Source organism: Chryseobacterium sp. 2P (assembly GCF_059579425.1).
Map to the genome: position 1 here is coordinate 1834396 of NZ_CM184194.1, position 25551 is coordinate 1859946.

At 37.3% G+C, this 25551-nt stretch carries 20 protein-coding genes; 13 read left to right on the plus strand and 7 right to left on the minus strand.

Going from position 1 to position 25551, the window contains the following annotated elements:
* Nucleotides 1–9: 9 nt before the first annotated feature.
* From AC52CF_RS08365 to AC52CF_RS08395, 7 genes are all read left to right on the plus strand, one after another.
* Entirely contained in the window at nucleotides 10–1164 is a 1155-nt protein-coding gene (locus tag AC52CF_RS08365; RefSeq protein ID WP_214590002.1) for a TIGR03364 family FAD-dependent oxidoreductase, read from the plus strand.
* Nucleotides 1165–1170: 6 nt separating this feature from the next.
* Nucleotides 1171–1842, plus strand: a complete 672-nt coding sequence (locus tag AC52CF_RS08370) for an HAD-IA family hydrolase (protein ID WP_214590001.1) — start codon at nucleotides 1171–1173, stop codon at nucleotides 1840–1842.
* Between the two features lie 415 nt (nucleotides 1843–2257).
* On the plus strand, nucleotides 2258–4111 hold the full coding sequence (locus tag AC52CF_RS08375; protein WP_214590000.1) for an alkaline phosphatase family protein: 1854 nt from the start codon (nucleotides 2258–2260) through the stop codon (nucleotides 4109–4111).
* A 219-nt stretch (nucleotides 4112–4330) separates the two neighbouring features.
* Nucleotides 4331–4882 (plus strand): ferritin, encoded by a 552-nt coding sequence (locus AC52CF_RS08380; protein ID WP_214589999.1) that lies wholly within the window; start codon nucleotides 4331–4333, stop codon nucleotides 4880–4882.
* 148 nt (nucleotides 4883–5030) lie between these two features.
* Nucleotides 5031–5231: a bacteriocin-like protein gene (locus AC52CF_RS08385; protein ID WP_214589998.1), complete on the plus strand. Its 201-nt coding sequence runs from the start codon at nucleotides 5031–5033 to the stop codon at nucleotides 5229–5231.
* Between the two features lie 250 nt (nucleotides 5232–5481).
* The gene (gene ychF, locus AC52CF_RS08390; RefSeq protein WP_214589997.1) at nucleotides 5482–6573 is read left to right on the plus strand and encodes a redox-regulated ATPase YchF; all 1092 of its coding nucleotides are present in this window, start codon (nucleotides 5482–5484) and stop codon (nucleotides 6571–6573) included.
* Nucleotides 6574–6768: 195 nt separating this feature from the next.
* Nucleotides 6769–7731: an IS256 family transposase, variant Zn-binding type gene (locus AC52CF_RS08395; protein ID WP_496517329.1), complete on the plus strand. Its 963-nt coding sequence runs from the start codon at nucleotides 6769–6771 to the stop codon at nucleotides 7729–7731.
* Between the two features lie 201 nt (nucleotides 7732–7932).
* Here AC52CF_RS08395 and AC52CF_RS08400 read toward each other — a convergent pair whose 3' ends face one another.
* Nucleotides 7933–8094, minus strand: a complete 162-nt coding sequence (locus tag AC52CF_RS08400; RefSeq protein WP_214589996.1) for a hypothetical protein — start codon at nucleotides 8092–8094, stop codon at nucleotides 7933–7935.
* Between the two features lie 147 nt (nucleotides 8095–8241).
* Between AC52CF_RS08400 and AC52CF_RS08405 the strand changes: the two genes are divergently transcribed.
* Nucleotides 8242–9180: a helix-turn-helix domain-containing protein gene (locus AC52CF_RS08405; protein WP_410492773.1), complete on the plus strand. Its 939-nt coding sequence runs from the start codon at nucleotides 8242–8244 to the stop codon at nucleotides 9178–9180.
* Between the two features lie 90 nt (nucleotides 9181–9270).
* Nucleotides 9271–10035 carry an SDR family NAD(P)-dependent oxidoreductase gene (locus AC52CF_RS08410; protein WP_214589994.1) on the plus strand — a complete coding sequence of 255 codons (765 nt, stop codon included), beginning with the start codon at nucleotides 9271–9273 and terminating at the stop codon, nucleotides 10033–10035.
* A gap of 356 nt (nucleotides 10036–10391) precedes the next feature.
* Here the strand turns inward: AC52CF_RS08410 and AC52CF_RS08415 are convergent, their stop codons facing one another.
* The 5 genes from AC52CF_RS08415 to AC52CF_RS08435 all read right to left on the minus strand — a co-directional run bounded on the left by AC52CF_RS08415 (nucleotide 10392) and on the right by AC52CF_RS08435 (nucleotide 16522).
* Nucleotides 10392–11540, minus strand: coding sequence for a methionine aminotransferase (locus AC52CF_RS08415; RefSeq protein ID WP_214589993.1), 1149 nt, complete (start codon nucleotides 11538–11540; stop codon nucleotides 10392–10394).
* A gap of 191 nt (nucleotides 11541–11731) precedes the next feature.
* Nucleotides 11732–13000: a T9SS type A sorting domain-containing protein gene (locus AC52CF_RS08420; RefSeq protein ID WP_496518054.1), complete on the minus strand. Its 1269-nt coding sequence runs from the start codon at nucleotides 12998–13000 to the stop codon at nucleotides 11732–11734.
* Between the two features lie 34 nt (nucleotides 13001–13034).
* A complete protein-coding gene (locus tag AC52CF_RS08425) occupies nucleotides 13035–14252 on the minus strand; it encodes a T9SS type A sorting domain-containing protein (RefSeq protein WP_496518055.1) in 1218 nt (405 codons plus the stop codon).
* 266 nt (nucleotides 14253–14518) lie between these two features.
* Nucleotides 14519–15679 carry a T9SS type A sorting domain-containing protein gene (locus AC52CF_RS08430; protein ID WP_496518056.1) on the minus strand — a complete coding sequence of 387 codons (1161 nt, stop codon included), beginning with the start codon at nucleotides 15677–15679 and terminating at the stop codon, nucleotides 14519–14521.
* Nucleotides 15680–15805: 126 nt separating this feature from the next.
* Entirely contained in the window at nucleotides 15806–16522 is a 717-nt protein-coding gene (locus AC52CF_RS08435) for a LytR/AlgR family response regulator transcription factor (RefSeq protein WP_336688762.1), read from the minus strand.
* 288 nt (nucleotides 16523–16810) lie between these two features.
* Here AC52CF_RS08435 and AC52CF_RS08440 point away from each other — a divergent pair, with 288 nt between their 5' ends.
* The 4 genes from AC52CF_RS08440 to AC52CF_RS08455 are packed head-to-tail and all read left to right on the plus strand — an operon-like array spanning nucleotide 16811 to nucleotide 22488.
* Entirely contained in the window at nucleotides 16811–18700 is a 1890-nt protein-coding gene (locus AC52CF_RS08440; RefSeq protein ID WP_214589988.1) for a DNA topoisomerase IV subunit B, read from the plus strand.
* A gap of 52 nt (nucleotides 18701–18752) precedes the next feature.
* Nucleotides 18753–19229, plus strand: a complete 477-nt coding sequence (locus AC52CF_RS08445; protein ID WP_214589987.1) for a hypothetical protein — start codon at nucleotides 18753–18755, stop codon at nucleotides 19227–19229.
* Between the two features lie 8 nt (nucleotides 19230–19237).
* On the plus strand, nucleotides 19238–21823 hold the full coding sequence (locus tag AC52CF_RS08450) for a DNA gyrase/topoisomerase IV subunit A (RefSeq protein WP_375181509.1): 2586 nt from the start codon (nucleotides 19238–19240) through the stop codon (nucleotides 21821–21823).
* A gap of 11 nt (nucleotides 21824–21834) precedes the next feature.
* Nucleotides 21835–22488, plus strand: a complete 654-nt coding sequence (locus AC52CF_RS08455; protein WP_214589985.1) for a rhomboid family intramembrane serine protease — start codon at nucleotides 21835–21837, stop codon at nucleotides 22486–22488.
* 496 nt (nucleotides 22489–22984) lie between these two features.
* Here AC52CF_RS08455 and AC52CF_RS08460 read toward each other — a convergent pair whose 3' ends face one another.
* Nucleotides 22985–25483, minus strand: coding sequence for a pectate lyase family protein (locus AC52CF_RS08460; protein ID WP_496518057.1), 2499 nt, complete (start codon nucleotides 25481–25483; stop codon nucleotides 22985–22987).
* Nucleotides 25484–25551: the final 68 nt, after the last annotated feature.

A 25551-nucleotide genomic window follows, 5' to 3' on the forward strand; every position in this document is an offset into this window, starting at 1 on the left:
ATAGTAAAAATGACAACAAAATTCGATTTAATCGTTGTAGGAGGAGGCATTTTAGGAACTTTTCATGCGTATCATGCGCTGAAAAAAGGACTTAAGGTAGCTTTAGTGGAGAAGAATTCTGTCCCTCAAGGAGCAACGGTAAGAAATTTCGGACAGGTCGTACCTTCCGGAATGGATCTCAAATGGCAGAACTTCGGAAGAGAAAGTTTAACCATGTATAACGAACTTCAGTTTCAGGCTGATTTAACGGTACGAAAAAACGGTTCGGTCTATATCGCATCCAATGACGAAGAGCTTCAGCTGATTAATGAGCTACATGAAATCAATAAAAATAATGAGTATGAATCTGTTCTCCTGTCAAAAAGTGAATGCATCAGTAAATTTGACGGACTCCGTTCAGATTACTGCAAGGGCGGATTGTTTTTCCCTCAGGAATTGTCGGTAGATTCTGCTGATATGATTGTAAAACTTCATCGGTTCCTACAGGAAAAACTGAAGCTGGAAATTTTCTACAACACGACCATTGTTGAAACCCATGAAAATAATGGAAAATGTATTGCCGTAACTTCTGATCGTTCAGAACTGAATTCTTCAAAAATCATTATTTGCGGCGGACATGAATTTAAAACCTTATATCCCGAAGTTTTTAACGAAAGTGATCTCGAAGTAAGCAAACTGCAGATGCTTCAGACAAAGCCACAGGGAATTTATGCGCTTCAGGGAAATATTCTCACCGGACTTTCCATCAGAAGGTATGAAGCCTTTGAAGAATGTCCGTCTTTCAAAAAAATCAAGTCACTGGAAGATCCGAATTCCTTTGAGAAAAAATACGGCGTTCATATTTTGTTCAAACAGGCTTTGGACGGTTCGGTTATTTTAGGAGATTCCCATGAATATGCAGATGCGAAAAATGCAGATGATTTAGGATTTGATCTGAATATGGAAATTGATGAATTCATGATTAATGAAGCAAAGAAAATCATAGATCTTCCGACTTACGAGATCCAGAGAAGATGGTTTGGAGTGTATTCCCAATGCAAAACAAAAGATATTTTCGAGTACAGTCCTTCTCCCAACATTCATATTGTAACAGGAATCGGAGGAAAGGGAATGACGGGAAGCGGAGGCTTTTCAAAATTTAATATAGATAAAATTTACGCATAAAATTAAATGAAGAACATAGAATTACTGGTTCTGGATATGGCTGGAACCACCATTGATGAAGATAATGTGGTATATAAAACGTTAATGAAATCCGTGAATGATTACGGATACAGCGTTTCTCTGGAAAAAGTTTTATTAAGCTGCGCCGGAATGGAAAAACTGGAAGCGATCAGCAGTCTGTTAAAAGAAATAGGCGGAAATGAAGAAGATGCGGCTGCCATTTTTGAAAGCTTTTCGGATCAGCTGAAAACAGCGTATCAGAATTTAGTGGTAAAACCGATTAACGGCGTTGAAAATTTCCTCATCAAGATGAGAACTCAGGATAAAAAGATTGTTTTAAATACAGGCTATACTTCCGAAATTGCCCTGCAACTTTTGGAAAAACTGGGCTGGAAAGAAAATGCGCACTTTGATGCTTTAATTACAGCCGATGACGTTTCGGAAAGCCGGCCAAGTCCGGAAATGATTCTTCTGGCTATGAAAAAATTCAATATTCATGAACCTGAAAAAGTTTTAAAAGCGGGCGATTCTGTCATCGATATCGAAGAAGGCAAAAATGCAGGCTGCGGAGTTACGGTAGCTGTTCTTTCCGGGGCGCAGAGCAAGGCTGAACTGGAAAAATCCAATCCCGATTATATTTTTAACACGATTTCTGAGGCTGAACGATTTTTTTACTAAAAGCTTGTTTTAACTGAATGGATATAACCATCGCAAAGGCGCAAAATATTCATCAAATACGGTTTTGTCTTAAGGCGCAAAGATTTTATCTACGATAAAATTAAGCATATTCCCTATTGAAAATCTTTGATTTTCTTGCGCCTTAAAGATTTGAGACGAATAAAAATCCTGCGTCTTTGCGTTTTACAACAAGAATATTTTATTTTAAAAAAAAGTTTAAACAAACTCTAATTCTTTCAAATTACGCTTATCCAAATTCATCCTCTTTTTTACTTCTGAACATCGGTTTCGTGAAATCAGGAAATCAACTTTGTCAAAGTTTTAAACTTTGACAAAGTTCCCAACATCCCTTTTTAAAATTACTCAATCAACCTAAAGTTTGTAAAGTCTTAAAATTCAAAACCCACTTATTATTATGAAAGCAAAACTATTTTCAATGGCAGTCGTAATGAGCTGTTTTCTCGGAGCTCAGACGAAGAAAGTTCTTTTTATCGGGATCGACGGTTGTCGGGCGGATGTTATGATGTCTTCCGGTACACCGAACATTCATGCACTGGCAAATCAGTCAGTTTATTCTTTAGACGGACTCTGTGCCGCAATTACTTTGAGCGGAAACGGCTGGAGCACCATGCTTACAGGAGTCTGGCATACGAAACACAATGTGCAGGACAATAATTTTACCAGTCCGAACTATGCAAATTACCCTGACTTTTTAACGAGAACGGAAGCGTATAATCCCAATTTAAGAACCATTTCTCTGGCTCATTGGGCTCCGGTTAACAATACCATTGTTCAGAACGCCGATGTAAAGACTAATTTCACAACGGATCTTGCAGTGAAAAATGCGGCTGTAAATGCTTTGCAAAACGATAATCCGGATATTTTGTTTATTGATTTTGACGATGTGGATCACGCCGGACATTCTTATGGCTTTTCGTCTTCTGTACCGCAGTATGTTTCTTCCATACAAACCATCGATACGTACATCGGAGAAATTGTAAACACTATGAAAAGCCGATCAACGTACAGTAATGAAGACTGGCTGGTTGTTTTAACTACGGATCATGGTGCGGTAGATAACGGGCATGGAGGCGGAAATCTTTCGGAAAGGAATACTTTTACCATCTATTCTAATCTTAATTTTACTCCTCAGCAAATCAGCAGAACCATTTCAGAATCTCCTAAAACGTTCAATCAGCTCAATCTTCCGGCAGGAACGTATGCAAAACCTGCGAATCAGACTCCATTTAATTTTGGGGCAACTCAGGATTTTACAGTTGAATTCTGGGTGAAACCCAATGTTGCGTACACCAGTGATCCTGTAATGATCAGTAATAAAAACTGGGCAAACGGAAAAAACAAAGGCTTTGTGATCTCAGGATATTCCGGACAGACTTTTAAAATGAATATCGGCGACGGAATCAACAGGATTGATCTTGTGGGTGGGAAAATGGAACTCAATACATGGAAGCATATTGCCGTAAGTTTCGACAGAGACGGACTTGTAACGATGTATGAAGATGGTGTTCCCGTAACTTTTGCAAAAATGAATACCATTGGAAATATTGATTCGGGACTTCCGTTTACGATCAATCAGGACGGGACGAACACCTACAGTCCAACACTCGCAGCTTCCTACAGAGACATCAGAGTGTGGAAATCTGCGCTTCCGAATGAGGTCATCGTGAATTGGGCAAATCAGGATATTACAGCTTCGCATCCTTATTATTCTCAATTGGTTGCCAACTGGAAATGTGATGAGGTTTCGGGAAATACACTGGCGGATTCCGGTCCGAATGCAAACACTGTTACGATTACCGGATCTCCTGCCAGAAATCTGAACACGATTACTAATTTTAAAATTTATAATTATTTATCGACAACCCGGGAAACGGATCATTTGCCGACTGTATTGAACTGGCTGTGTATTCCCGTTCAGCCATCTTGGGGAATTGATGGGGTCAACAGAATTCCACTATGTGCTAACGGAAGCTTATCTGCTGAAGAAAAGGAGATTACAACGAATGATTTTATTATTTATCCCAATCCTTCGAATCAGGAGGTAAATATACAATTCAAATCAAAGGAAAAAGAAATGAAGATTGAAATTATTGATGCAAGAGGATCATTGGTTTTATCAAAAAATGTGAATTCTTACAACGATGATTACCATGAAAAACTAAATATTAATCATTTCCCGAGCGGAATTTATTACATAAAAATAACAGGGAAAGGAAAGTCACTTACGAAAACATTGATAAAGCAATAGAACAGAGATAATTTTTTAGAGAAGGCTTCCGTTTTTATACCGGAAGTTTTCTTTTGATCTGAAAATTTTATCTTCATATTTTAGAATAACTATAAATTAATGGCTTAAAATGATGTAATTCAGTGGTTTGTGGATGTGTGTAAATGTTTTGGTTAAAAATAAAAACTTCTCGGAACTATTTTTGTATCCATAGATTCATAATCACAAAAAATATCTATTATGAATACCAAAAGACTTTCCGATTCCATTGAAAAAGCATTAAGCGACCAGATGAACAAAGAAATTCACGCTTCACACACCTTTTTATCATACGGAATCTGGGCAGACGATAAAGGATATCAGGGAATGGCCAATTTCCTGTACAGACACGCTCAGGAAGAAAGAAATCACTCCATCAAATTCATGGAATATGTATTAAACAGAGGCGGAAAGCCAAAGGTAGATGCAATTCCTGCTCCTCCGGCAGATCCGGAATCGCTTACCGATTGTTTTGAAGGGGTTTTCAAACATGAAGTAGATAATACCACTGCCATTTATAAAATTGTAGATATGGCTCTTGAAGAAAAAGACTGGGCAACGTGGAACTTTATGCAGTGGTTTGTACAGGAGCAGATTGAAGAGGAAACACTGGCGCAGAATCTGATGGATAAATTAAAAATTGCAGGTGGAGACAGAGCTACGGATGAATCTTTATTTACCTTAGATAAAACTTTACAGGAAACTCCGGGAGACGTTCCATTGGCGCAGGAAGCGACGGGAGATAATCCTTAATAATCTTTTTTGAAATTAAATTATTGAAATCCGTCATAGTGGTGACGGATTTTTAGAATAGTTTTATTTCTATAGTAAATTTTTAACTTAATAATTCATTATGTAGAGAATATTATTATATTTGTCTGAATTACAAATAAAAATTACTATGAAAAATTTGAAAAAAATTTCAAGAGAACAGCTGAAGCAGGTAAAAGGAGCAGGACCCAATGTTCCAGCTTGTCCTGTAGGACATTTATGGAGATGTGAAGCCATTGGTGTTTGCGATGAGGTATTTGATCAGTGGGATTGTCTTTGCGGATGCTATCCTGTAGATCCTATTCATCCAACTCTTCCTTTCCCAAGATAATTGAAACATCTCTTTAACAAAATGTCCCCGAAGCTTAATGTTTCGGGGATAATTTATTTCTGGAAAGGAAAATAGCTTAGAATTTAATTAATAGAAGGGTGAAGGAATTATGCTTTAAAATCACTATCTTTGCACGCTGAAAGTTCAGATCGGAAATAACCTCCAATTTGAATATTAATCTTAACCATAGAATTTTACAATATGAAACCGAAAGGTTACATAGCATTATAAATAAAATAAAAATTTCGTTATGAAATGTGGAATCGTAGGCTTACCGAATGTAGGTAAATCAACTCTTTTTAACTGTCTGAGCAATGCAAAAGCACAGTCGGCAAACTATCCTTTCTGTACCATCGAACCGAATTTGGGGACTGTTTCAGTACCGGATCACAGATTGTTTGAGCTTGAAAAATTAGTAAAACCTGAAAGAGTTTTACCGGCAGTTGTAGAGATTGTAGACATCGCAGGACTTGTAAAAGGAGCAAGTAAAGGAGAAGGTTTGGGAAACCAGTTCCTTGCCAATATCCGCGAATGTGAGGCAATTATCCATGTTTTAAGATGTTTTGATAACGGTAATATTGTTCACGTAGAAGGCTCGGTAGATCCGTTAAGAGATAAAGAGATCATTGATATCGAACTTCAGCTGAAAGATCTGGAAACGGTAGGAAAAGCAGTTGAAAAAGCTAAAAAGTTCATCAAATCCGGTAAAAAAGAAGATGTTTTGGCTTATGAAACACTTCAGAATCTTCAGAAATTTTTAGAAGACGGTAAAAATGCGAGAGAATTTGCAACAGATGATTTTACGAAATCAATTATCGGAGATGTTCAATTATTAACCAATAAGCCGGTTCTTTACGTTTGTAACGTGGATGAAAATTCAATAAAGAATGGTAACGAATGGATTGGTAAAATTGAAGAAATGGCAAAAAATGAAGGTGCAGAAGTCGTTGTTTTAGCCGCTCAGATTGAAGCAGACATCAATGAACTTGAAACTTACGAAGAAAGAGAAATTTTCCTTGAAGAGCTTGGTCTTACGGAGCCGGGAGTAAATCGACTGATCAGAAAAGCCTATGATTTATTAAAACTTCAGACTTATTTTACAGCAGGAGTAAAAGAGGTAAGAGCGTGGACAATCGGAAAAGGGTGGACTGCTCCTCAAGCGGCGGGTGTAATTCATACCGACTTTGAAAAAGGGTTCATCCGTGCAGAAGTAATCAAGTATGATGATTACGTAAACTACGGTTCTGAAGTAAAAGTAAAAGAAGCCGGAAAACTTTCTGTAGAAGGGAAGGAATATATCGTAAAAGACGGTGATATCATGCACTTCAGATTCAACGTATAAGAATAAAGTATTAAAGTTAGTTATAAAGAAAAACGCTCCGGAGCATTGCTTCGAAGCGTTTTTATTTGTTTAATAAATTAATTTAGGCATAATACTGAAAAATAGTTGGTAGAATCCTATCAAAACCTCATTGTTAGGCTGCTTGGAGGAAGTTTTATGAAACGTGTTTCATAAAACTTTTTCTTTGTCTGAAAAATGGCAAAAAAACGTTGTTGGTCTTGTTCAAGCCTGGAGGTAATTCGTTGGGGAAAACAAGGGGGAAAGCAAAGATTTAAATGTAAAAATTGCGGGATTTTATTTACTCAAAACAGAACGGAGCAGAGAATTAAAAATCGTTTTATCTGGTTCAAAAAATGGGTATTGGAAAGGCAGACCTACAAAACGCTTTGCAGAGACAGCGGTTATTCGAAAGATACTTTGCAGAAAACATTTTATACCATTTTAGAGCAGTCTCCTACCTTAAAGATCATCAAACGGGAAAAGGTGAATTTAAGAATGGATGCAACTTATTTTGCTCAGTTCTGTTTAATTGCTTATCAGGATGATTTTGATGGATATACACAGCTTATCCGTTTTACCGATGGAGAACATTATGAAGAAATCAGGGAAGATTTAAACAATCTTTTACGGCTGGGCGTAAAGCTGGAAAGCATTACTACAGATGGACATAAAAGCGTTTTGAAAGCCATAAATAAATCTGATGGAGACATCATTACTCAGAGATGTCTGGTTCATATTCAGAGAATGTGCCTGATCTGGCTCACAAAGTTTCCTAAACACATTGCCGGTCAGGAACTTCGAAAACACGTTTTATTATTACTGAAAATTAAAACACAAAACGATAAAATCTGGTGGAAAAATGAACTCAACGACTGGTATTTGAGACATCAGGATTATATTAATGAAAAAACAATTAATCTTGAAACCGAAAGATACTGGTATACCCACAAGCTTCTCAGACGATCGTATTTTACTATAAAACGGGCATTGCCCAATATGTTTCATTATCTGGAAAATCCCAATATTCCTAAAACAACCAATGGTATTGAGGGATATTTCAGCCATTTAAAAAATCATCTCGACCTGCACAGAGGTCTCACATTGAAAAACCGAATCAATTTCATCAAATGGTATATTTATTTTTCTAACGAAAAATAGAGTTTTTTTAGCCATAAGGTTCATCCGATAATAAACGAAAAGGTGAGGGAAACCTCACCTTAAAACTATCGTTTTGAACATTAATCCTATTGCTGAAAAGTTGATCTCCACCAGTGCTTTTGTCCTCTTCGGATTAACATCCATAATTTATTAAAATATATCCTGAATTTCACCAACTATTTTTCAGTACATTACCTTAATTTATAAATCAGGAATGAGCTGGCATTGTATCTCACCACAAAATGGACCATATTTTCTACATTCCCCTGTATTACGATCTATACACATTTCTTTTCCCCCTGTAATAGAACGCAGTTGTTTTTTGTTCAATTTCCTTCTGTTGCTTAAATTTTGATTTTTCATATTGAATATTTTTAATTTGACATCACTAATATATAAAATAATTCAATATAAATCACTTTTGTTTGATAAATTTATAAAATTATTGTTTGGGATTTCGGAAATAATATTCCGTACATTTGAATTTTACAAATTTCAGTTATGGAAAAGATGCAGCATACTTCCTACACTTCGCTGGATGACTTTTACAGAGAAATGACCGCAAAACTCGGAACGGATATCGAGACTATTTTTCCGAAAGGGCTTCATAAGGAAATCGGCCATTTTAATGTTTTTGATATTGCCCAAACTCTGGAAAGAGCAAAAACAACTTCTGAAATGCCTTACAACAGGAGGAAATATTACAAGATAAGCTTAATAAGAGGCAGAAACAGGGCGGAATATGCAGATAAAATTATTCAGATAAAAGGGAATGCACTTTTATTTGCGACTCCTAAAGTTCCGTATCACTGGATTCCCGAAGATCCTTTCCAGTCGGGGAGTTTCTGCGTTTTTACAGAAGATTTTTTTATTAAGGATAAATCGCATAATACTCTTGAAGATTTGCCGATCTTTCAGCCTGGAAATGTGCCTCTTTTTGAGATTGAGGATGATCTGGCTGACGAAATTGAACAGCTGTACGATAAGATGAAAAAAGAAATTAATTCTGATTATATTTTTAAGTATGATCTTATCAGGAATTATGTTCTGGAGCTTATTCATTACGGGCAGAAGCTGCAGCCGGCTTCAAAATTATCAACATCAAATGATGCTTCACTGCGTGTTGTTTCGCTGTTTATAGAACTGTTGGAAAGGCAGTTTCCCATAGAATCATCGGATCAGAGACTGCAGCTGAAAACGGCAAAAGATTATGCAGACCGATTGGCTGTTCACGTAAATTATTTGAATAAAAAACTGAAAGAAAGTACAGGAAAAACCACTACGGAAATTATTGCAGAAAGGGTTATTCAGGAAGCAAAAATTCTTCTGAAACAGACCAAGTGGAATGTTTCTGAGATTTCCTATGCTCTAGGATTTGAGGAAATTGCTCATTTTTCAAACTTTTTCAAAAAGAAAACATCTCTCGCTCCTTTGGAATTTCGATCATGATTTGAATTTTGCAAATTTAAGTTTGATTAAAGCAAACGCCTGAACCGTAAATTACCTGAACTTTGTCTCATTAAAATAAATCATTAAATAATGGAAACAAGAACAAAAATTGCTCTGATTACAGGTGGAAGCAGAGGATTAGGAAGAAATTCTGCTATTAAAATTGCCCAGAAAGGTCTTGATGTCATTTTAACTTACAGAACCAATAAGGAAGAAGCGGATAGAGTAGTAGAAGAAATTCAGTCTTTAGGACAGAAAGCAATTGCTTATCAACTGGATACAAAAGAGGTGAAAAGTTTTGATGCTTTTGTAAAAACGGTGGGAGATCACCTTGAAGAAAATACAGGCAGCCGAAATATCGATTATCTCATCAACAATGCAGGAACAGCTTTGTACTGCCCGATTCCGGAGGTTACCGAAGAGCAGTTGGACGATATGGTGGATATTCATTTCAAAGGAGTATTTTTCCTGACTCAGAAGTTTTTGCCTTTTATGAATGAAGGTGGTGGAATCATCAACGTTTCATCAGGATTGGCAAGGTTTGCATTACCCGGATCTTCCGTATATGGTTCTATGAAAGCAGCCATTGATATGCTTACGAAATATCAGGCAAAAGAATTGGGCGCAAGAAAAATTAAATCCAATGTTGTGGCTCCCGGTGCTATTGAAACAGATTTTGGCGGCGGAAGAACAAGGGATGATAAAAACATCAATACTATGGTTGCCAATAATACCGCTTTAGGAAGAGCAGGTGTTCCCGACGATATCGGCGGAATAGTGGCTTTCCTGTGTACCGAAGAGGCAAGATGGATCAACGGACAGAGAATTGAAGCTTCCGGAGGTATGTTTTTATAATCTTAAATAAAAACTGATGACAGAAATTATCAATGTCACCAGTTTTTTATTTCAACTTTTTTACTGCGAAAGATGCAAAAAGATGGAAACACTTTAGTTTTTAAAGTTTACTACTTAAATGGAAAATTTGTCTAAACTTTTTTACCGCAAAAGATGCAAAAGATTGTAACACTTTAGTAGTTTAAGTTTAATACTTAAATGGAAAAAAGAGCACATAAGTTTTAAAAAAATCAAAGATTTTTTCTCTTTGCAGACTTTTGAAATACTTTAAATAAATCCAATAAAGTCTTTTGCATCTTTTGTGGTTAAATTTTTTTTGAAATCTTTATAGTTTGCTAAATCAACGATCAACGAAATTACAGTTTAGACAAATTTTCCAAAGCTCTTTCTAAAGTTTCCTGCTTCTTGGCAAAACACAAACGGATAACATTTTCATTCAGTCTGTTTTTATAAAAAGAAGAGAAAGGAACACTTGCCACCTTATGATTAATCGTGAGTTCGTGAGCAAAATCAAGATCATTTTTGTCAGAAATCTTATCATATTTTAAAGCCTGAAAATAAGTTCCTTCACAATCCAGTAATTCAAAAGAAGTATTGGCTAAACCCTGTCTTAAAAAATCTCTTTTTTCCTGAAAGAACTGATTCAGCTGATTGTAATGATCCGGATTTTTCATATACTCCGCCAAAGCAAGCTGCATCGGTGTATTCACGGAGAAAACATTAAACTGATGGACTTTCCTGAATTCGTCAGTCAGATATTTCGGAGCTGCACAATAGCCTATTTTCCAGCCGGTAACATGAAACAGTTTTCCAAATGAAGCAACCAGAAGACTTCTGTTTTTCAGTTCGGGATATTTGCAGATGCTTAAATGCTGTTTTCCGTCAAAGACAATATTTTCATAAACTTCGTCACTTAAAATCAGGATAGAAGTTCCTTCCACAATTTTAATTAATTCTTGAATGTCATTTTCCTTTAAAATCTTTCCGGAAGGATTGTTCGGATTGTTCAGGATAATCATCTTTGTTTTTTCCGAGACTAAATTTTTCACAACATTCCAGTCGATTTCATAATCGGGAGCTTTCATTTCGAAACGCTTTACAATTCCTCCGAAAAGCTCTACCGTAGGTTCATAACAGTCGTAAGCCGGTTCAAAAATAATGACCTCATCTTCTTTCTTTACAAAAGTCGCAATTGCAGTGAAAATAGCCTGAGTTCCGCCTGCAGTAACGGTAATTTCAGAATCTGGATGATACACTGCCTGATGAGAATTTTCTATTTTTCCGGCAATTTCTTCCTTCAAACCAATCATTCCGCCCATCGGTGCATACTGATTAAAGCCTTTTTTAATGAAATGATCCACATGATCCAGCAATTCGGAATCCGGCATGAAATCGGGAAACCCCTGCGATAGATTGATGGCTTCATTTTCATTGGCAAGCTGCGTCATCTGGCTGAAAATCGTAGTTCCTACATTGGAAAGTTTAGATAAAGGAAGTTGTATCATTAAAGGTTATTTTTTGTTGTTTCGAATTTAATTTATTTTTTACAATCAGGCGATATTTAGAGTTTTAAATTAATCACAAAAAACAAAAAGATTTTAATTTCAGATTATGGGAACAAGAATAGGCTATTTTACTAACTTACAAAGAAAAACCATCCGATTCCGGATGGCTTTTTTTGAAGATATGAATTGCATTACCTCGTTATGAGTAACTTTTGCGAAGTAGTTTTGGAGGACGATTTTATCTCAACAATATAAGTTCCCGGAAGAAGCTGTTCTGTGCTGAGCCTTATGGATTGTTTTCCGCTGCTCAGCATTTGAGATTTTTCAGAAGATATTTTACCTAAAGAACTGATGATTCTTACAGTAATCAATTCGCTTTTTTCCAGATTGATATTTACGTCTACATAATCTTTTGCAGGATTAGGAGTAAGTTTTGGACTCTCGAATGATAAAGTATTGTCCGTAGCCGTATTTGCATTTTTTTGCACCACTGCGGTACTGATATCAAATCCGCCATCCATTACTGTTACCAGGGTAAGCTTTTCGTCATCATTTAAATTAACATTAATAGGAACCGATGAAGAAAAATTGCTGAAAGAAACACCTTTTTCCTGTGCGGTAGCATATTCTTTAATCTGGTTGCTTATAAATCCGTTTTTAAAAATTCCGTCGTATATAAGTCCGTTTTTAGAAATATGTACGGTTGCGGTATACACTACATCGGGATAAGTTCCGTTTTGCACAGCCTGTTCATTGGCAAGCGCTTCATCATCCGAAATATTGACATTTTCTTTAATGACAACTATTTTTACGTCAGAATAAAAATCTGCTGACGGAGTAACACTGATTCTTCCGTTCATTTTAGTAACAACAAGCTGATTGTTATCGTTCACCGTAACATCGCCGGTAATTTCTCCGAAAGAAGTACCATTGTCTACAAGTCTGGAGAACTTCTTTTCATCTAAAGCATAACTTCCTGTAAGTCCTGCAGAACCTCTGCCTGAGGAAGTCTGCGTAAGATAAATTCCGCTTGTAAGATGTTCGGCTTTTGCGTAGCTGTTATACGCATAGGGACCTGTGAAAGAAAGTGTACAAAGATTGTAGACCTGATCGTAAACCGTTCCGCTTTTGCTGCAGGTGGCTGTCTGAGGACGGGAACATCCTTTGCTTTCATTGGAGCAGGTTGAAGACCAATAACCTATATTTCCGTATCCTACAAATTGCCCGATACAATTATAGCCTGTTACATATTTTGTGTAAGAAAGTGCGGAAGTCTGAGCCTGAGCAACAAATTTTCTGTGAAAAAATCCGCCGCACCATTTTCTTGTAATCGTAGAAGCATGTGCAGAAACTTCTGAATAAGAAATCAGACTGATGAAAATGGCTAAAAGTAATCTTTGCGATTTTATGATTTGGAAGCTTCTCAGAAGCAGTCCTCCGGTTTTTAGATTTGTTTTCATAGTATATTATTTTGTGTGTTGGTTTTGATTGAATTTACTTCGAAATTAAAAGCTTTTGTGCAGATTTAATGTTATCAGACTGCACTTCTACGATGTAGGTCCCCTGAATCAGTTTCTCTGTATTAATCTTGATGCTTTGTTTTCCGCTATCCACTGTTTCAGAATTACTGATCAGAATTTTTCCGGAAGCATCCATTATTCTGATGGTTACATTTCCTCTTTTTGCCAGATTAGTCTGCACATCCACATAATTTTTTGCAGGATTAGGAACCAGATTATAATCCAGTTGGCTGGCTGTTCCGGATTCTGCTCTTGCTGCATCTGCCACATCTTTCAGAGGAGATTTCAGATTAGCTGAATTTCTGGCATTTCCGCCTTCTGCGGGTTTCGGAATACAGATCGAAATACAGGTTTTACATTTAGGTACGTCTCCCTGAAGCTGAGTCACACAGACTGTGTAGCTTCCCGGTGTGTTGTAGGTATGCGAAGTAAGTACGTTGCCTGTCGTTCCGTCGCCCCAGTCTACCTTATACATACTTGGAGAATTGGTGCTTTCTAAAAATACCTGAGCCGTGGTATAATTTCCGGATGTACTGGTTGTAGTCTGGATTTTAAAGTTAGAGTTACATTCGTTACAACCTTCACAAGGTTTTACACAAATATTATCAAAATACATAACTTCCTGTTGTGTAGAGGTAATATCCGGAGTGATCGCAATAAGCTGAGTATTCATGATGATATTATCAAAAACTGCTGCATTAACGGGACTCATCGTCCATGCTCCGTCGGAATTGCTCGGAAGAACACCGCCGCTGGAAAGCTGAATAGGCGCTTTTATACGAACCCATCCGCTTCCGGGAGTTACAGTTACGCTTGCAACAAACGTCGCACTGTTGGTTCCGTCGGAAATAGTAATGTACGGGTGATAAGGCAATCCATAACCACTGTCGTTTTCCAGATAAAAATCAAAATAAATACACTGTCCCAGAAAATATTTTCCCAGATTCTGGTAATCTTTCCAGTTCTGGTACCAGGAACCTCCGGATTTATCCTTAATAACAAGAAACTGTGATCCGTCAAGCGGATTGGGAGAATCTACGCCTACACTAACGTTTCCGTTGGGCGGTGCAGCAGGAGCCCAGTTTCCGTAAGGATTTACAGGATCATTAAAATCTGAGCAGGGTGGATTCTGCCCGAAAAGCATGACGCTTCCTAAGAGAAAACAGAGAGTTAAAAAATACATTCTTACCATGATGCGAAATTGATTTTATACATCAAAAACCAACAAAAACTTTAAGAATTAATACTCAATGAATAATACATTTTGGTTTTCACCTTTTAGTTTGTTTTATTTTCTATATGTAGTTAATAGTTTAAAAGTATCATTTAAAACAATATCACACTAAGGTGATTAAGTAAGTGTGGGAAGATTTTGAGTAAGTGTAAAGTATTTTTTAATAAATGTTAAAAGCTGCCCGAAGACAGCTTAAAAATTAAAAAAATATCTAAGACCATTAACTATTCCTGAATCAGCATTTTTTTTGAGTCTGCAATTTTCCCGTCTGCAATAAGGCTGTAAACATAAGAACCGCCTCTCATCCCTGAAAGGTTGATACTTCCGTTTCCTTTTTCTTGCAAGGAAATGGTCTTCATCACCTGCCCTGAAGCATTATAGATTTCAATGGAGGCATTCTTGGTATCTCTTGGAAGATAATATTTGATAATTGTTTCGCCTTTTCCTGGATTAGGAGCGTTTTGATATAATTTTGCTTCATGGGCTTCTGAGCTCATATCAACGCTCATTTTATTTTGTTTCAGCAGTTCTTTAAGCTCTTTAATTTCATTTTTCAATTCATCAATCTGGATCTGATAATCGTTTTCATTATTTGCTTGTCGTGTAATCGTACTTGTTGCCACCATCACATTTCCGTCATTATCCACAACCAATGCTCTTCCGGATCCATTAGGAAGCCCCTGAAGCCGCACTGTTCCTACAGTATGAAAATTAGCCGTAGGAGCCGTTGTTCTTACACCGACATATTGGTCTACGATCAGCATTGTGGAAGTTGGTGACATACCAAACATAATAGAACGCGGAATACTGTTCGTTAATTTTGTTCCGCCCGTTCCGGATCCGATGACGAAAGAACGGTCACCGGTTGCCGCAAGATCAATCCCGAATCCTCCCGAATAAAAGTTTCCGAGATCAATTCCTACCCCAATCGCGAACTGATTGGCATTCCTGATGACGTTTTTCCACCCTAAAGCAACAGATTTACTTGCATTATTCAATACAACGTTGTCCTGTCCGCTCACCAGATTAGCGCCTGCTGCAGCCGCTAAATTATTTCCCCAGCCGCTTACCAATGAACTTCCGGATCCTGCTCCGATAGTGTTACCTGCACCGGCGACAATATTTCCTTTGGATTTTACAATGTTGGTATTGTTGTCTCCATCTACAATAAAGCTTCCGAATTCATTAAGAATCGCCTGTCCGGGAACCGCTGCAGTTCCGTTCGTTCTCAGATAAAATGCGGTTGCTCCTGTTGTTCCGGCATAGTTTCCTGCAGTAGTTCCTGCGTTTCCTGTCGTTAGCCATTGTTGTGCATTTACTAAACCGCCGGAAAAGATCATTGCTGCTGCAAAAAGATTTTTCGCATGTAATAGACTTTTTTTCATAATGATAATATTTAATGATTGGATTGTCCTCAAAAATAGTAAAGCATTACAAAACAGCCTAGTTGAAGTGATTAACTGCAGCCAACAAATGAGCAAGTGTGTAGATTATTCAAACATGTGTGAGTTTTAAGCCATTTTATGAAGAAACTCATTTTTCTTTCGGATAGAAACGTCAAGTACAGAATTGTCTGCCATTACAACCTGTCCGCCTTTTCCTTTGATGTATTCTTTCAGATGTTCCAGATTGATGAGATGCTTATGATGAATTCTGAAGAAATTATATTCTGAAAGATTTTTTTCAAAATCGCATAAGGTTTTCGAAACCATTACTTTGCTTTTATCGGAAAGGTAAATAGAAGTGTAGTTGGAATCTGCTTCGCAACGGATAATTTCATCAATATTTACCCGCTTAAAGCCCTGCAGGGTGGGAAGGTTAATTTTGTTTTGAGAACCTGCAGAATGAGAAGCTTTATTTTTTCTGAATTTTTCAAGTGCTTTATTAACGGTGAGAACAAAATCCAGATTTTTTAAAGGTTTAAAAACATATCGGATAAACCCTTTTTTTATAGCCTGAATGGCCGATTTTTCAGATTCCGTAACCAATATAACGGGGAAATCATTTTCTTTCAGTTTCATTAGTATTTCCGCACTCTTATCGTCGAAATACTGAATATCAACGAATAAAATATCCGGAGAATTCTTGCTGAAATAATCTGGCTCGAAAAGGATACCGCTCTTCTGAAGATGCACTTCAAATTCAGGAAATTCCTTTTTCAGTAATCGGGAAATGCATTTGCCATCATCCTTGTCATCAATGATGAAGGCATTCAATTTATTTTTCATGTGAGTTTGGTTTTGGTTTCAGTTTTCTATATTAATAGCTAAATGATCTAAGTCATAAGATAATATTTTATTTTTATGATTAAAATTATTAAATTGAAACATAATCTGCGTTAATTTTAACGAAAAAAATAAAACAAAATACTTTTTTCACTTTATATTGAATTATTTAAATTGACATTTTCTCTATCAATAATGCCATTCTTGGGAGAATATTAACAAAAAAACGGCTTAAAATATTCGGATAATTTTCTTCAATTTCGTATTTTTGTATGTTTGCTGAAATTACATATGTCACAAGAAATAAATCCGATCTATTCCGAAGATAATATCAGAACCCTCGATTGGCAGGAACACATCCGCCTGCGTCCCGGAATGTACATCGGGAAGCTGGGAGACGGGTCTTCCGCCGATGATGGTATCTACATTTTACTGAAAGAAATTCTGGACAACTCCATTGATGAGTTCAGGATGAAAGCAGGTAAAAGAATTGAAATAAAATTAGACGACGGAAAAGTCACGATCCGTGATTTCGGACGCGGTATTCCACTGGGGAAAGTAGTGGATGCGGTTTCCAAAATGAATACCGGAGGAAAGTACGACAGTAAGGCCTTCAAAAAATCCGTAGGTCTTAACGGAGTCGGTACAAAAGCAGTTAATGCCCTTTCCGATTATTTCCGCGTTCGTTCTTTCCGTGACGGGAGGATGAAAGCCGCAGAGTTTTCCAGAGGTATTATTACAGAAAATTTTGAAGAAAAAGACTCCTCAGACAGAAACGGAACCGAGATTTCCTTTATTCCGGATGCGGATATTTTCCTTCACTTCAAATTCAGAAAAGAGTATATTGAAAGAATGCTCCGCAATTATGCGTATCTGAATCCCGGCTTAAAAATCCTTTTCAACGGAGAAACCTTCTTTTCAGAGAACGGACTGAAAGATTTGCTGGATGAAGAGCTGGAAAACGAAACCCTTTATCCCATTGTTCATCTGAAAGACAATGATATCGAAGTTGCCATTACACACACCGATAAATCTCAGACCGAAACGTATTTTTCATTCGTTAACGGACAGAATACAACACAGGGAGGAACGCATTTAAATGCCTTCAGAGAAGCGTATGTAAAAACAATCCGTGAGTTTTTCAATAAAAATTTTGATGCTTCTGACGTTAGAAAATCAATTGTGGCGGCAGTTTCCATTAATGTGGAGGAACCGGTTTTCGAATCTCAGACCAAAACAAAGTTAGGATCCAATGATATCGGACCGAACGGACCCACCGTAAGAACTTTTGTTATTGATTTCCTGAAAAGTAAATTAGATAACTTCTTACACAAAAATCCTGAAGTGGCAGAAGCGATCCAGAGAAAGATTTTAATCTCGGAAAGAGAAAGAAAAGAACTTTCAGGAATTCAGAAGCTGGCGAGAGAAAGAGCCAAAAAGGTTTCTCTCCACAACAAAAAGCTTCGCGACTGCAGACAGCATTACAACGATCAGAAGAACGAAAGAAAAGGAGAAACCCAGATCTTCATTACCGAAGGAGATTCTGCATCAGGATCCATCACAAAATCCAGAGATGTAGAAACACAGGCGGTTTTTTCCCTGAAAGGTAAACCATTGAACTGTTATGGCTTAACTAAAAAAGTAGTGTATGAAAATGAAGAATTCAACCTTCTTCAGGCAGCTTTAAATATTGAGGAAAGTCTCGAAGATCTTCGGTACAATCAGGTAATTATAGCAACTGATGCCGATGTCGACGGAATGCATATTCGTCTGCTGATGATTACATTTTTCCTGCAGTTCTTTCCGGATCTCATCAAGAATGGTCACCTTTATATTCTTCAGACTCCGTTATTCAGGGTGAGAAACAAAAAAGAAACACGATACTGCTATACAGAACAGGAAAGGATAAAAGCACTGAACGAACTGGGAAGAAATCCTGAGATCACCCGATTTAAAGGATTGGGAGAAATTTCTCCTGATGAATTCAAGCATTTTATCGGAAAAGACATCCGTCTGGAACCTGTTGTCGTAGGAAAAGATCAGACGATTGATCAGCTTCTTGAATTTTATATGGGAAAAAACACTCCGGACAGGCAAACTTTTATTCTTGAAAATCTGGTAGTTGAAGATCCGGATATAAATAAAAAAGACATATTGAGTGAAGTCATAGATGAAAATTAATTAAAAGAACTACCTTAAAAACACAAATAAACCCACTAATACAATTATTAATATGAGACTCAGCAACCGCAATAAGACTTCGGTTTACAGCTTCATAAGTACCTTATTGGCAATGCTTTTAGTCGGAGGTATCGGAGCGTATATCTTAGAAGAATACAGGTTTAAAGTACTGGGACAGGAAAATCTCCTGCTTATTATTGTTCCCGTCATTTTAATTCTGTTCTTCTATTTCAACGGAAGACAGATTTTTGAATATGACAGCGACGGAGAAGCACTGCATTTCAGAAACAGGAATATTATTCCCTTTCTGCAAAAACCTTTAAGCGACGAATTTCCAAAATATAAACTGCAGAAATTTGAGGTCATTGATCTCTTTTTGATGAAAAGACTTTATATAACGATTTCAAGCAAAAACAGCGGTTCTACTATTTTAAGATATGAAATTTCGTATCTTACCAAAAGAGAAATTAGTGATTTAAAAATCTCCTTAAACAAGGTTGTTAAAGCCAATAAAGAGAAAAAGAGTTAATAAATTAAATGATAACAGAAGAATACTCGCATGAGGGCGAAAGCTTAAAAAAGGTTTCAGGGCTGTATAAAGACTGGTTCCTGGATTATGCTTCTTATGTAATTTTAGACAGGGCAATTCCTTCCGTTTATGACGGTTTTAAGCCTGTTCAGCGAAGAATCATGCATTCCATGCGGGAGCTGGAAGACGGACGTTACAATAAAGTTGCCAATATCGTGGGAAATACCATGAAATATCACCCTCATGGTGATGCTTCCATTACGGATGCCATGGTAGGAATCGGCCAGAAAGAACTGTTGATTGATACTCAGGGAAACTGGGGAAACATCTACACCGGAGATTCTGCGGCTGCGGCGAGATATATCGAAGCCCGATTAACACCTTTTGCACTGGAAGTGGTTTTCAATCCGAAAACAACGGAATGGGCAAAATCTTATGACGGCAGAAATAACGAGCCTATTGATCTTCCCGTAAAATTTCCTCTCCTTTTGGCGCAGGGTGTGGAAGGAATCGGAGTCGGACTTTCTACAAAGATTCTTCCGCATAATTTTAATGAACTCATCAATGCTTCCGTAGCTTACCTTAAAGGCAAAAAGTTTGAGCTTTTCCCGGATTTTATGACGGCAGGTTATCTGGATGTTTCCGAATACAACGACGGACACAGAGGCGGAAAGGTAAGAGCCAGAGCTAAAATTTCGCCTTACGATAAACACACGCTGATTATTACGGAACTTCCGTACTCAAAAACGACAAGTGATCTTATTGATTCCATCATTAAAGCCAATGAAAAAGGAAAAATCAAGATCAAAAAAATTGAAGACAATACTTCCGATAAAGTTGAAATCCTGATCCATCTTCATAATGATGTTTCGCCGGATAAAACGATTGATGCTTTATATGCTTTTACCGATTGTCAGGTTACCATTTCTCCGAATGCCTGTGTGATTGTCGGCGATAAGCCGATGTTCATGAATGTTTCTGACATCCTGAAAATGAACACGGATCATACTGTTTCTTTGCTTAAAAAAGAACTGGAGATCGAACTTCATGAGCTTCAGGAAAGCTGGCATTTCTCTTCATTGGAAAGAATTTTCATTGAAAACAGGATTTATCACGATATTGAAGAGGTTAAAAGCTGGGAAGAGGTTCTTAAAACCATTGATGAAGGATTGAAACCTCATACAAAACATCTTTTAAGGGCTGTAACGGAAGAAGATATTTTAAAATTAACAGAGATCAGAATCAAGAGAATTTCAAGATTCGATTTAGATAAATTTAAAGAGAATATAGCTGCGCTGGAAGGTAAGATCGAGCAGGTGAAACATCATCTTGCGAATCTTATTCAGTATGCGATTGATTATTATCTGAACATTCAGAAAAAATACGGTAAAGAAAGACAGAGAAAGACAGAACTTCGAATTTTTGATACCATTGATGCAACAAAAGTTGCGGTTGCCAACGAAAAGTTCTACGCCAATTTCGAGGAAGGATTTATCGGAACGTCTCTGAAAAAAGACCAGTATCTGTTCGACTGTTCGGATATCGACGACATCATTACCTTCCGAAAAGACGGAAGCATGAAAGTGGTAAAAGTAGAGGCGAAAACATTTATCGGAAAAGATATTCTTCATGTTGCGATCTGGAAGAAAAACGATAAAAGAACGGTCTACAACATGATCTACCGCGAAGGAAGAGAAGGACCTTATTATATGAAGCGTTTTTCTGTAACAGGAGTTACCCGAAATACAGATTATCCTCTGGCTTCGGATAAAAAAGGATCGGAAGTGCTTTATTTTTCGGCAAATCCAAACGGAGAAGCAGAAACTGTGACGGTTCTTCTGAAACCCAATCCAAGGATCAGAAAAAATAAAATGGACATCGATTTCTCAGAACTCGCGATTAAAGGTCGTGATTCCAAAGGAAATCTGGTAACCAAATATTCCGTGAAAAAAGTTGATCTGAAAGAAGAAGGCGTTTCTACATTAGCACCGCGAAGAATCTGGTTTGATGATACGGTGAGAAGACTGAATGCAGACGGAAGAGGAACTTTACTGGGAAGCTTTAAAGGAGATGATAAAATTTTAACCATCAATACCAACGGAGAAGCAAAATTAGTTTCCTTTGATCTTGGAAACCGCTTCGATGACGAATATCTGGTGCTGGAAAAATGGCGTCCGAATCAGCCGGTAACCTGCATCTATTACGATGGTGAAAAAGATATTTATTTCATCAAACGGTTTTTATTTGAAAACACGCCGAATGTGCAGACTTTTATGCCTTCGGAACATTCAAAATCGTTTATTGAAAATGTAATTGTTGCCAACGGAGCTACTGCCGAAATTATTTTCGCAAAGGACAAGGGCAAAGAACGAGAACCGGAAGAAGTGAATATCGATGAATTTATTGCCGTGAAAGGAATCAAAGCCATCGGAAACCAGTTTACCAAATTCAAAGTAAAATCCATTAATATCAACATTCCTGAACCTGTGGAAGAAGAACCGGAAGTATATGAAGATCCCGAACCAACAGCGGGATTTGATGAAGACGGAACCATTGGAAACCTGTTTCAGAATGATGATAATACAGAACATTAAATGTTGAAAAAATGAATATTTTAATAGCAATCATCATCATAACCGCAGTAATAAGTTTTGCTGCTCCTATGGGAAGTGCCAACTTTGAGAAATACAAATTCAGCGTAGGCGCCATATTAAACAGGAAAGAATATATCCGTTTGCTTTCTTCAGGATTTCTGCATGCCGATATTATGCATCTGGTCTTTAATATGCTCACCTTGTATTTTTTCGGTCCGGTTGTTATTCAGGGATTTGGAAATCTGGGTTTTCTTATCATTTATTTCGGATCAATCCTGCTGGGAAATATGTTTTCTCTATTTGTTTACCAGAGGCAGCCTTGGTATTCAGCCATTGGAGCAAGTGGAGGAGTTTCGGGAATTTTGTTTGCATCTATTGCCCTGATTCCGCATTTAGAAATCTATATGTTTTTCATTCCGATCGGAATTCCGGGATATATATTTGGGCTTGTTTATTTCAGCTATTCTGTTTATATGATGCTGAATCCCAATTATAACGACAATATAGGTCATGCCGCGCATTTAGGAGGAGCATTTTTCGGGCTTGTTTATGCAGTTGCTAATCATCCACAGGCGGCGATTGCTAATTCAATGTATCTGGGAATTATGTCGCTTCCTTTAATTTATTTGGGATATGAGATTTTTGTGAAGAAAAGAATTGGATAAAGATTCCTTACAGATAAATTTAAAAGCAATGAATTATATGTTTCATTGCTTTTTTATTGAAGCTCAAGACAGATAAAATCTTTTAATTGATTAAAGTTTAAAGTTTATAGTTTATAGTTTATAGTTTATAGTTTATAGTTTATAGTTTATAGTTTATAGTTTATAGTTTATAGTTTATAGTTTATTTTGTCATTAAAAACTAAGTCTCTTTAGCTTAAACTTAATAAAAATCAATCTCAATGAAAGTATAAAAGACTCAATTTTGACATCAACAGACTGGATATTCAGTCTGTTTTCTTGGATGGCGAGTGTTTTAAACTTGAATTCCTTTAAACTTTTATCAATAAAATTGTGTAAACTACTTCAATAATAAATCGTTCGTTTCAATACAGATTAAGCCTTGCATCATTTCAGAAGTGATTTACATTCAAAATTAAAAAGCCGTCCCAAAAATGAGACGGCTCAACAGAATGTTAATTTAATGACCTGATTTTATTTATTTTTTAATGATCTTCTGATTAATTACTTCCTTATTGGTTTTGATCTGAACGAAGTAAATTCCGCTGATCAGTTCACTTACATCAACATTTTTAATACTTCCTTTTATAGATTTAATAATTTTACCTCCGTCATTAATAATGGTAATCCCTTCCACCGTATCTGATGTTAAAACGGTGAAATAATTTTCAACAGGATTGGGATAAATGGCTAACCTATCCGATCCTTTGCTTTCTTTTGCGGCTAAAATGGCTGCCGAAGAATATTCTGTTTTAATGTAGAATAAATTTGCCACGCTCCCTTTGGTGATGGAATGTGAGCCTGCCGGAATATTTGAAAGGGTAACCAGTCCTGAAGAAGCGGTATAAGAAACATTATCCACTTTAATTGTTCCGCTGAAAGAAGGATCAAAGACAAGCGTAAGCGAAGACGGGGCAGAGGTTGTATATGTAATTGCCGTCGCAGATTCTATTTTTAATCTCTTTGTTAAAGTTAATCCGTTATACGTCGCAGAACCATCTGTAGAATTGATATTGGCAGACGTAAACGTGTAAAACGAGCTCGTTAAATTGGATGTTGTAAAATTATGAATCTCATTTCCCTGAGGATTGCTTCCTGTGGGCGTAATCGAAATGCTGCCTGTTCCTGAAACCGGAGTTCCCGCAGAACCTACCGTTGTTACCGTAAAATCCAGATCCGCAGTTGGAGTTCCTGAAACAGTAATTGTTTTTGCTGCAGTATTTTTAACAAAACTGATTCCCGAAGCCGGAAGTCCCGTTACAGCAGCATCCGTTGCTGTTCCTCCCCATGTAAATACCATTGGAGCAATTGCACTTCCCGAAGCCACCGTCTGATCGTTATTTGAAGCAATGGTTAAAGTCTGTGAACTTGCAGGCGCAGCCGTTTCTCCCTGCACCGATACAAGTGAGGAGGTGTAGTTTTGCAGCAAAGCCATCAAGCCTGTGTTTACTGTATCGGAAGTATCATCAACCGAGTTATTGAAAGTCCAGTTAATATCTCCTCCGGAAACTCTTCCTGAATATTGCGTTACTTTATCCTTCGCCACGGCTGGAGCCTCCGGAACAAGAGTTTTAACGTACAGTGAGTTGTCGGTATCGAAATTATTATACGTTCCGTTTCCCTGTAATGCCTTAATATTGGTTCCTAGAATTTCATTTCTTGAGGATGCCACATAAGCGTCGAAATGAATTGATGCTGTTGAAGAATTATAAGGAACAAAAGCGCTCTGTCCCGTCATAAAATTATTAAAAGCCTTTACAACGCCTCCGTTTTCTCCTGAAAAAGTTCCCACCGCTCCGTTGGCAACATCGGTTCCCTGCTTGGAGATCAGAATCGGATATTTGGCATTTCTGAAATAATTTCCTTCTGCAAAAACCGAAGAGCCCAATGTAGAACCTATTCCGTATTTAGAATTTCCGTCATAATAATTGTTGTAAACATGCGCAGAATAATACCTCACTCTGGGATGTCTGGAATCTGAATGATCAAACCAGTTGTGGTGATAAGTAATATACAATCCCGAAGTTGTTCCTTCGCTTAAACCCAGAAGACAGCTCTTTCCGTTATCCCAGAAATGATTGTAGGAAAAAGTAATGTACGTAGATTTTTTCGCATCCAGAGCGCCGTCACCCTTTACCTGATCTGCATCACTTCCCGGCTTGCCGTAGAAAAGATCGCAGTTGTGTGCCCAGATATAACTGTTATCCTGCTGTAAACTCAGATTATCTCCTTCCGCAGCATCAGTCAGCATAAAACCAAGATTCCTGACTTCAATATTGGTGGCATTTTTTATTCTGATTCCCCATCCGTTGATGAGAGCATCTGAACCGACTCCTTCCAGCGTGATGGAGCTTGCAGCGATATTTTTATTCTCTACAACCGCATCTCCGTTTAGCAGATAACTGGGATCGGTGATGTTTCCTATAAATCTGATGGCGAGAGGACGGGTGTCATATCCCTTTTTAAAACCATCCAGAATCGTCTGCAACCCAACACATGGATTTGCTGTCGCTCCCGTTACATTCAGCGAAACCGTATTTTTATTATTTTGAGTTATATAAAGAACAACGGCATTGGCTTTTAAAGTTCCGTCCAGATTGTAAGCACCGGGAATTCTTCCGTTGCTGTGCGCAAAACCGTTTCTGTCATGAGGAAGAACGGTAACCGAACCCGAAACCGTGGCAGTTCCTTCCACATTATTCGTTACAGGAGCAACTTTTATGGTGTAATTTCCGGGACTTAATCCTAAAATATCTGCACGAAAATAAGAACCGTAATTTCTGATTAACTGATTATCAATTATTTTGTTGGTAAAGCCGCCGCCTGTGTAATAGACTCTGTAACTGTCGGCTCCGTTTACGGGATTCCATTTTACATAAGCAGTTTCCAGCCATCCGGTTGCCTGCGTAATCGTAACCTGTGCATTCAGCAGAACAGACCCCAGCACAAGAATAAAAAATGAAAAGAGTTTTTTCATGATTAATAAATTTTTAATGGTTTTGGAATTAATTTAATAATGTGTAATCGATTACACACAAATATATA

What these genes read in the sequence shown, in the direction of transcription:
- AC52CF_RS08365 (WP_214590002.1), top strand. Translation starts at nt 10, where the DNA reads ATGACAACAAAATTCGATTTAATCGTTGTAGGAGGAGGCATTTTAGGA.
- AC52CF_RS08370 (WP_214590001.1), top strand. Translation starts at nt 1,171, where the DNA reads ATGAAGAACATAGAATTACTGGTTCTGGATATGGCTGGAACCACCATT.
- AC52CF_RS08375 (WP_214590000.1), top strand. Translation starts at nt 2,258, where the DNA reads ATGAAAGCAAAACTATTTTCAATGGCAGTCGTAATGAGCTGTTTTCTC.
- AC52CF_RS08380 (WP_214589999.1), top strand. Translation starts at nt 4,331, where the DNA reads ATGAATACCAAAAGACTTTCCGATTCCATTGAAAAAGCATTAAGCGAC.
- AC52CF_RS08385 (WP_214589998.1), top strand. Translation starts at nt 5,031, where the DNA reads ATGAAAAATTTGAAAAAAATTTCAAGAGAACAGCTGAAGCAGGTAAAA.
- ychF (WP_214589997.1), top strand. Translation starts at nt 5,482, where the DNA reads ATGAAATGTGGAATCGTAGGCTTACCGAATGTAGGTAAATCAACTCTT.
- AC52CF_RS08395 (WP_496517329.1), top strand. Translation starts at nt 6,769, where the DNA reads ATGGCAAAAAAACGTTGTTGGTCTTGTTCAAGCCTGGAGGTAATTCGT.
- AC52CF_RS08400 (WP_214589996.1), bottom strand. Translation starts at nt 8,094, where the DNA reads ATGAAAAATCAAAATTTAAGCAACAGAAGGAAATTGAACAAAAAACAA.
- AC52CF_RS08405 (WP_410492773.1), top strand. Translation starts at nt 8,242, where the DNA reads ATGCAGCATACTTCCTACACTTCGCTGGATGACTTTTACAGAGAAATG.
- AC52CF_RS08410 (WP_214589994.1), top strand. Translation starts at nt 9,271, where the DNA reads ATGGAAACAAGAACAAAAATTGCTCTGATTACAGGTGGAAGCAGAGGA.
- AC52CF_RS08415 (WP_214589993.1), bottom strand. Translation starts at nt 11,540, where the DNA reads ATGATACAACTTCCTTTATCTAAACTTTCCAATGTAGGAACTACGATT.
- AC52CF_RS08420 (WP_496518054.1), bottom strand. Translation starts at nt 13,000, where the DNA reads ATGAAAACAAATCTAAAAACCGGAGGACTGCTTCTGAGAAGCTTCCAA.
- AC52CF_RS08425 (WP_496518055.1), bottom strand. Translation starts at nt 14,252, where the DNA reads ATGGTAAGAATGTATTTTTTAACTCTCTGTTTTCTCTTAGGAAGCGTC.
- AC52CF_RS08430 (WP_496518056.1), bottom strand. Translation starts at nt 15,679, where the DNA reads ATGAAAAAAAGTCTATTACATGCGAAAAATCTTTTTGCAGCAGCAATG.
- AC52CF_RS08435 (WP_336688762.1), bottom strand. Translation starts at nt 16,522, where the DNA reads ATGAAAAATAAATTGAATGCCTTCATCATTGATGACAAGGATGATGGC.
- AC52CF_RS08440 (WP_214589988.1), top strand. Translation starts at nt 16,811, where the DNA reads ATGTCACAAGAAATAAATCCGATCTATTCCGAAGATAATATCAGAACC.
- AC52CF_RS08445 (WP_214589987.1), top strand. Translation starts at nt 18,753, where the DNA reads ATGAGACTCAGCAACCGCAATAAGACTTCGGTTTACAGCTTCATAAGT.
- AC52CF_RS08450 (WP_375181509.1), top strand. Translation starts at nt 19,238, where the DNA reads ATGATAACAGAAGAATACTCGCATGAGGGCGAAAGCTTAAAAAAGGTT.
- AC52CF_RS08455 (WP_214589985.1), top strand. Translation starts at nt 21,835, where the DNA reads ATGAATATTTTAATAGCAATCATCATCATAACCGCAGTAATAAGTTTT.
- AC52CF_RS08460 (WP_496518057.1), bottom strand. Translation starts at nt 25,483, where the DNA reads ATGAAAAAACTCTTTTCATTTTTTATTCTTGTGCTGGGGTCTGTTCTG.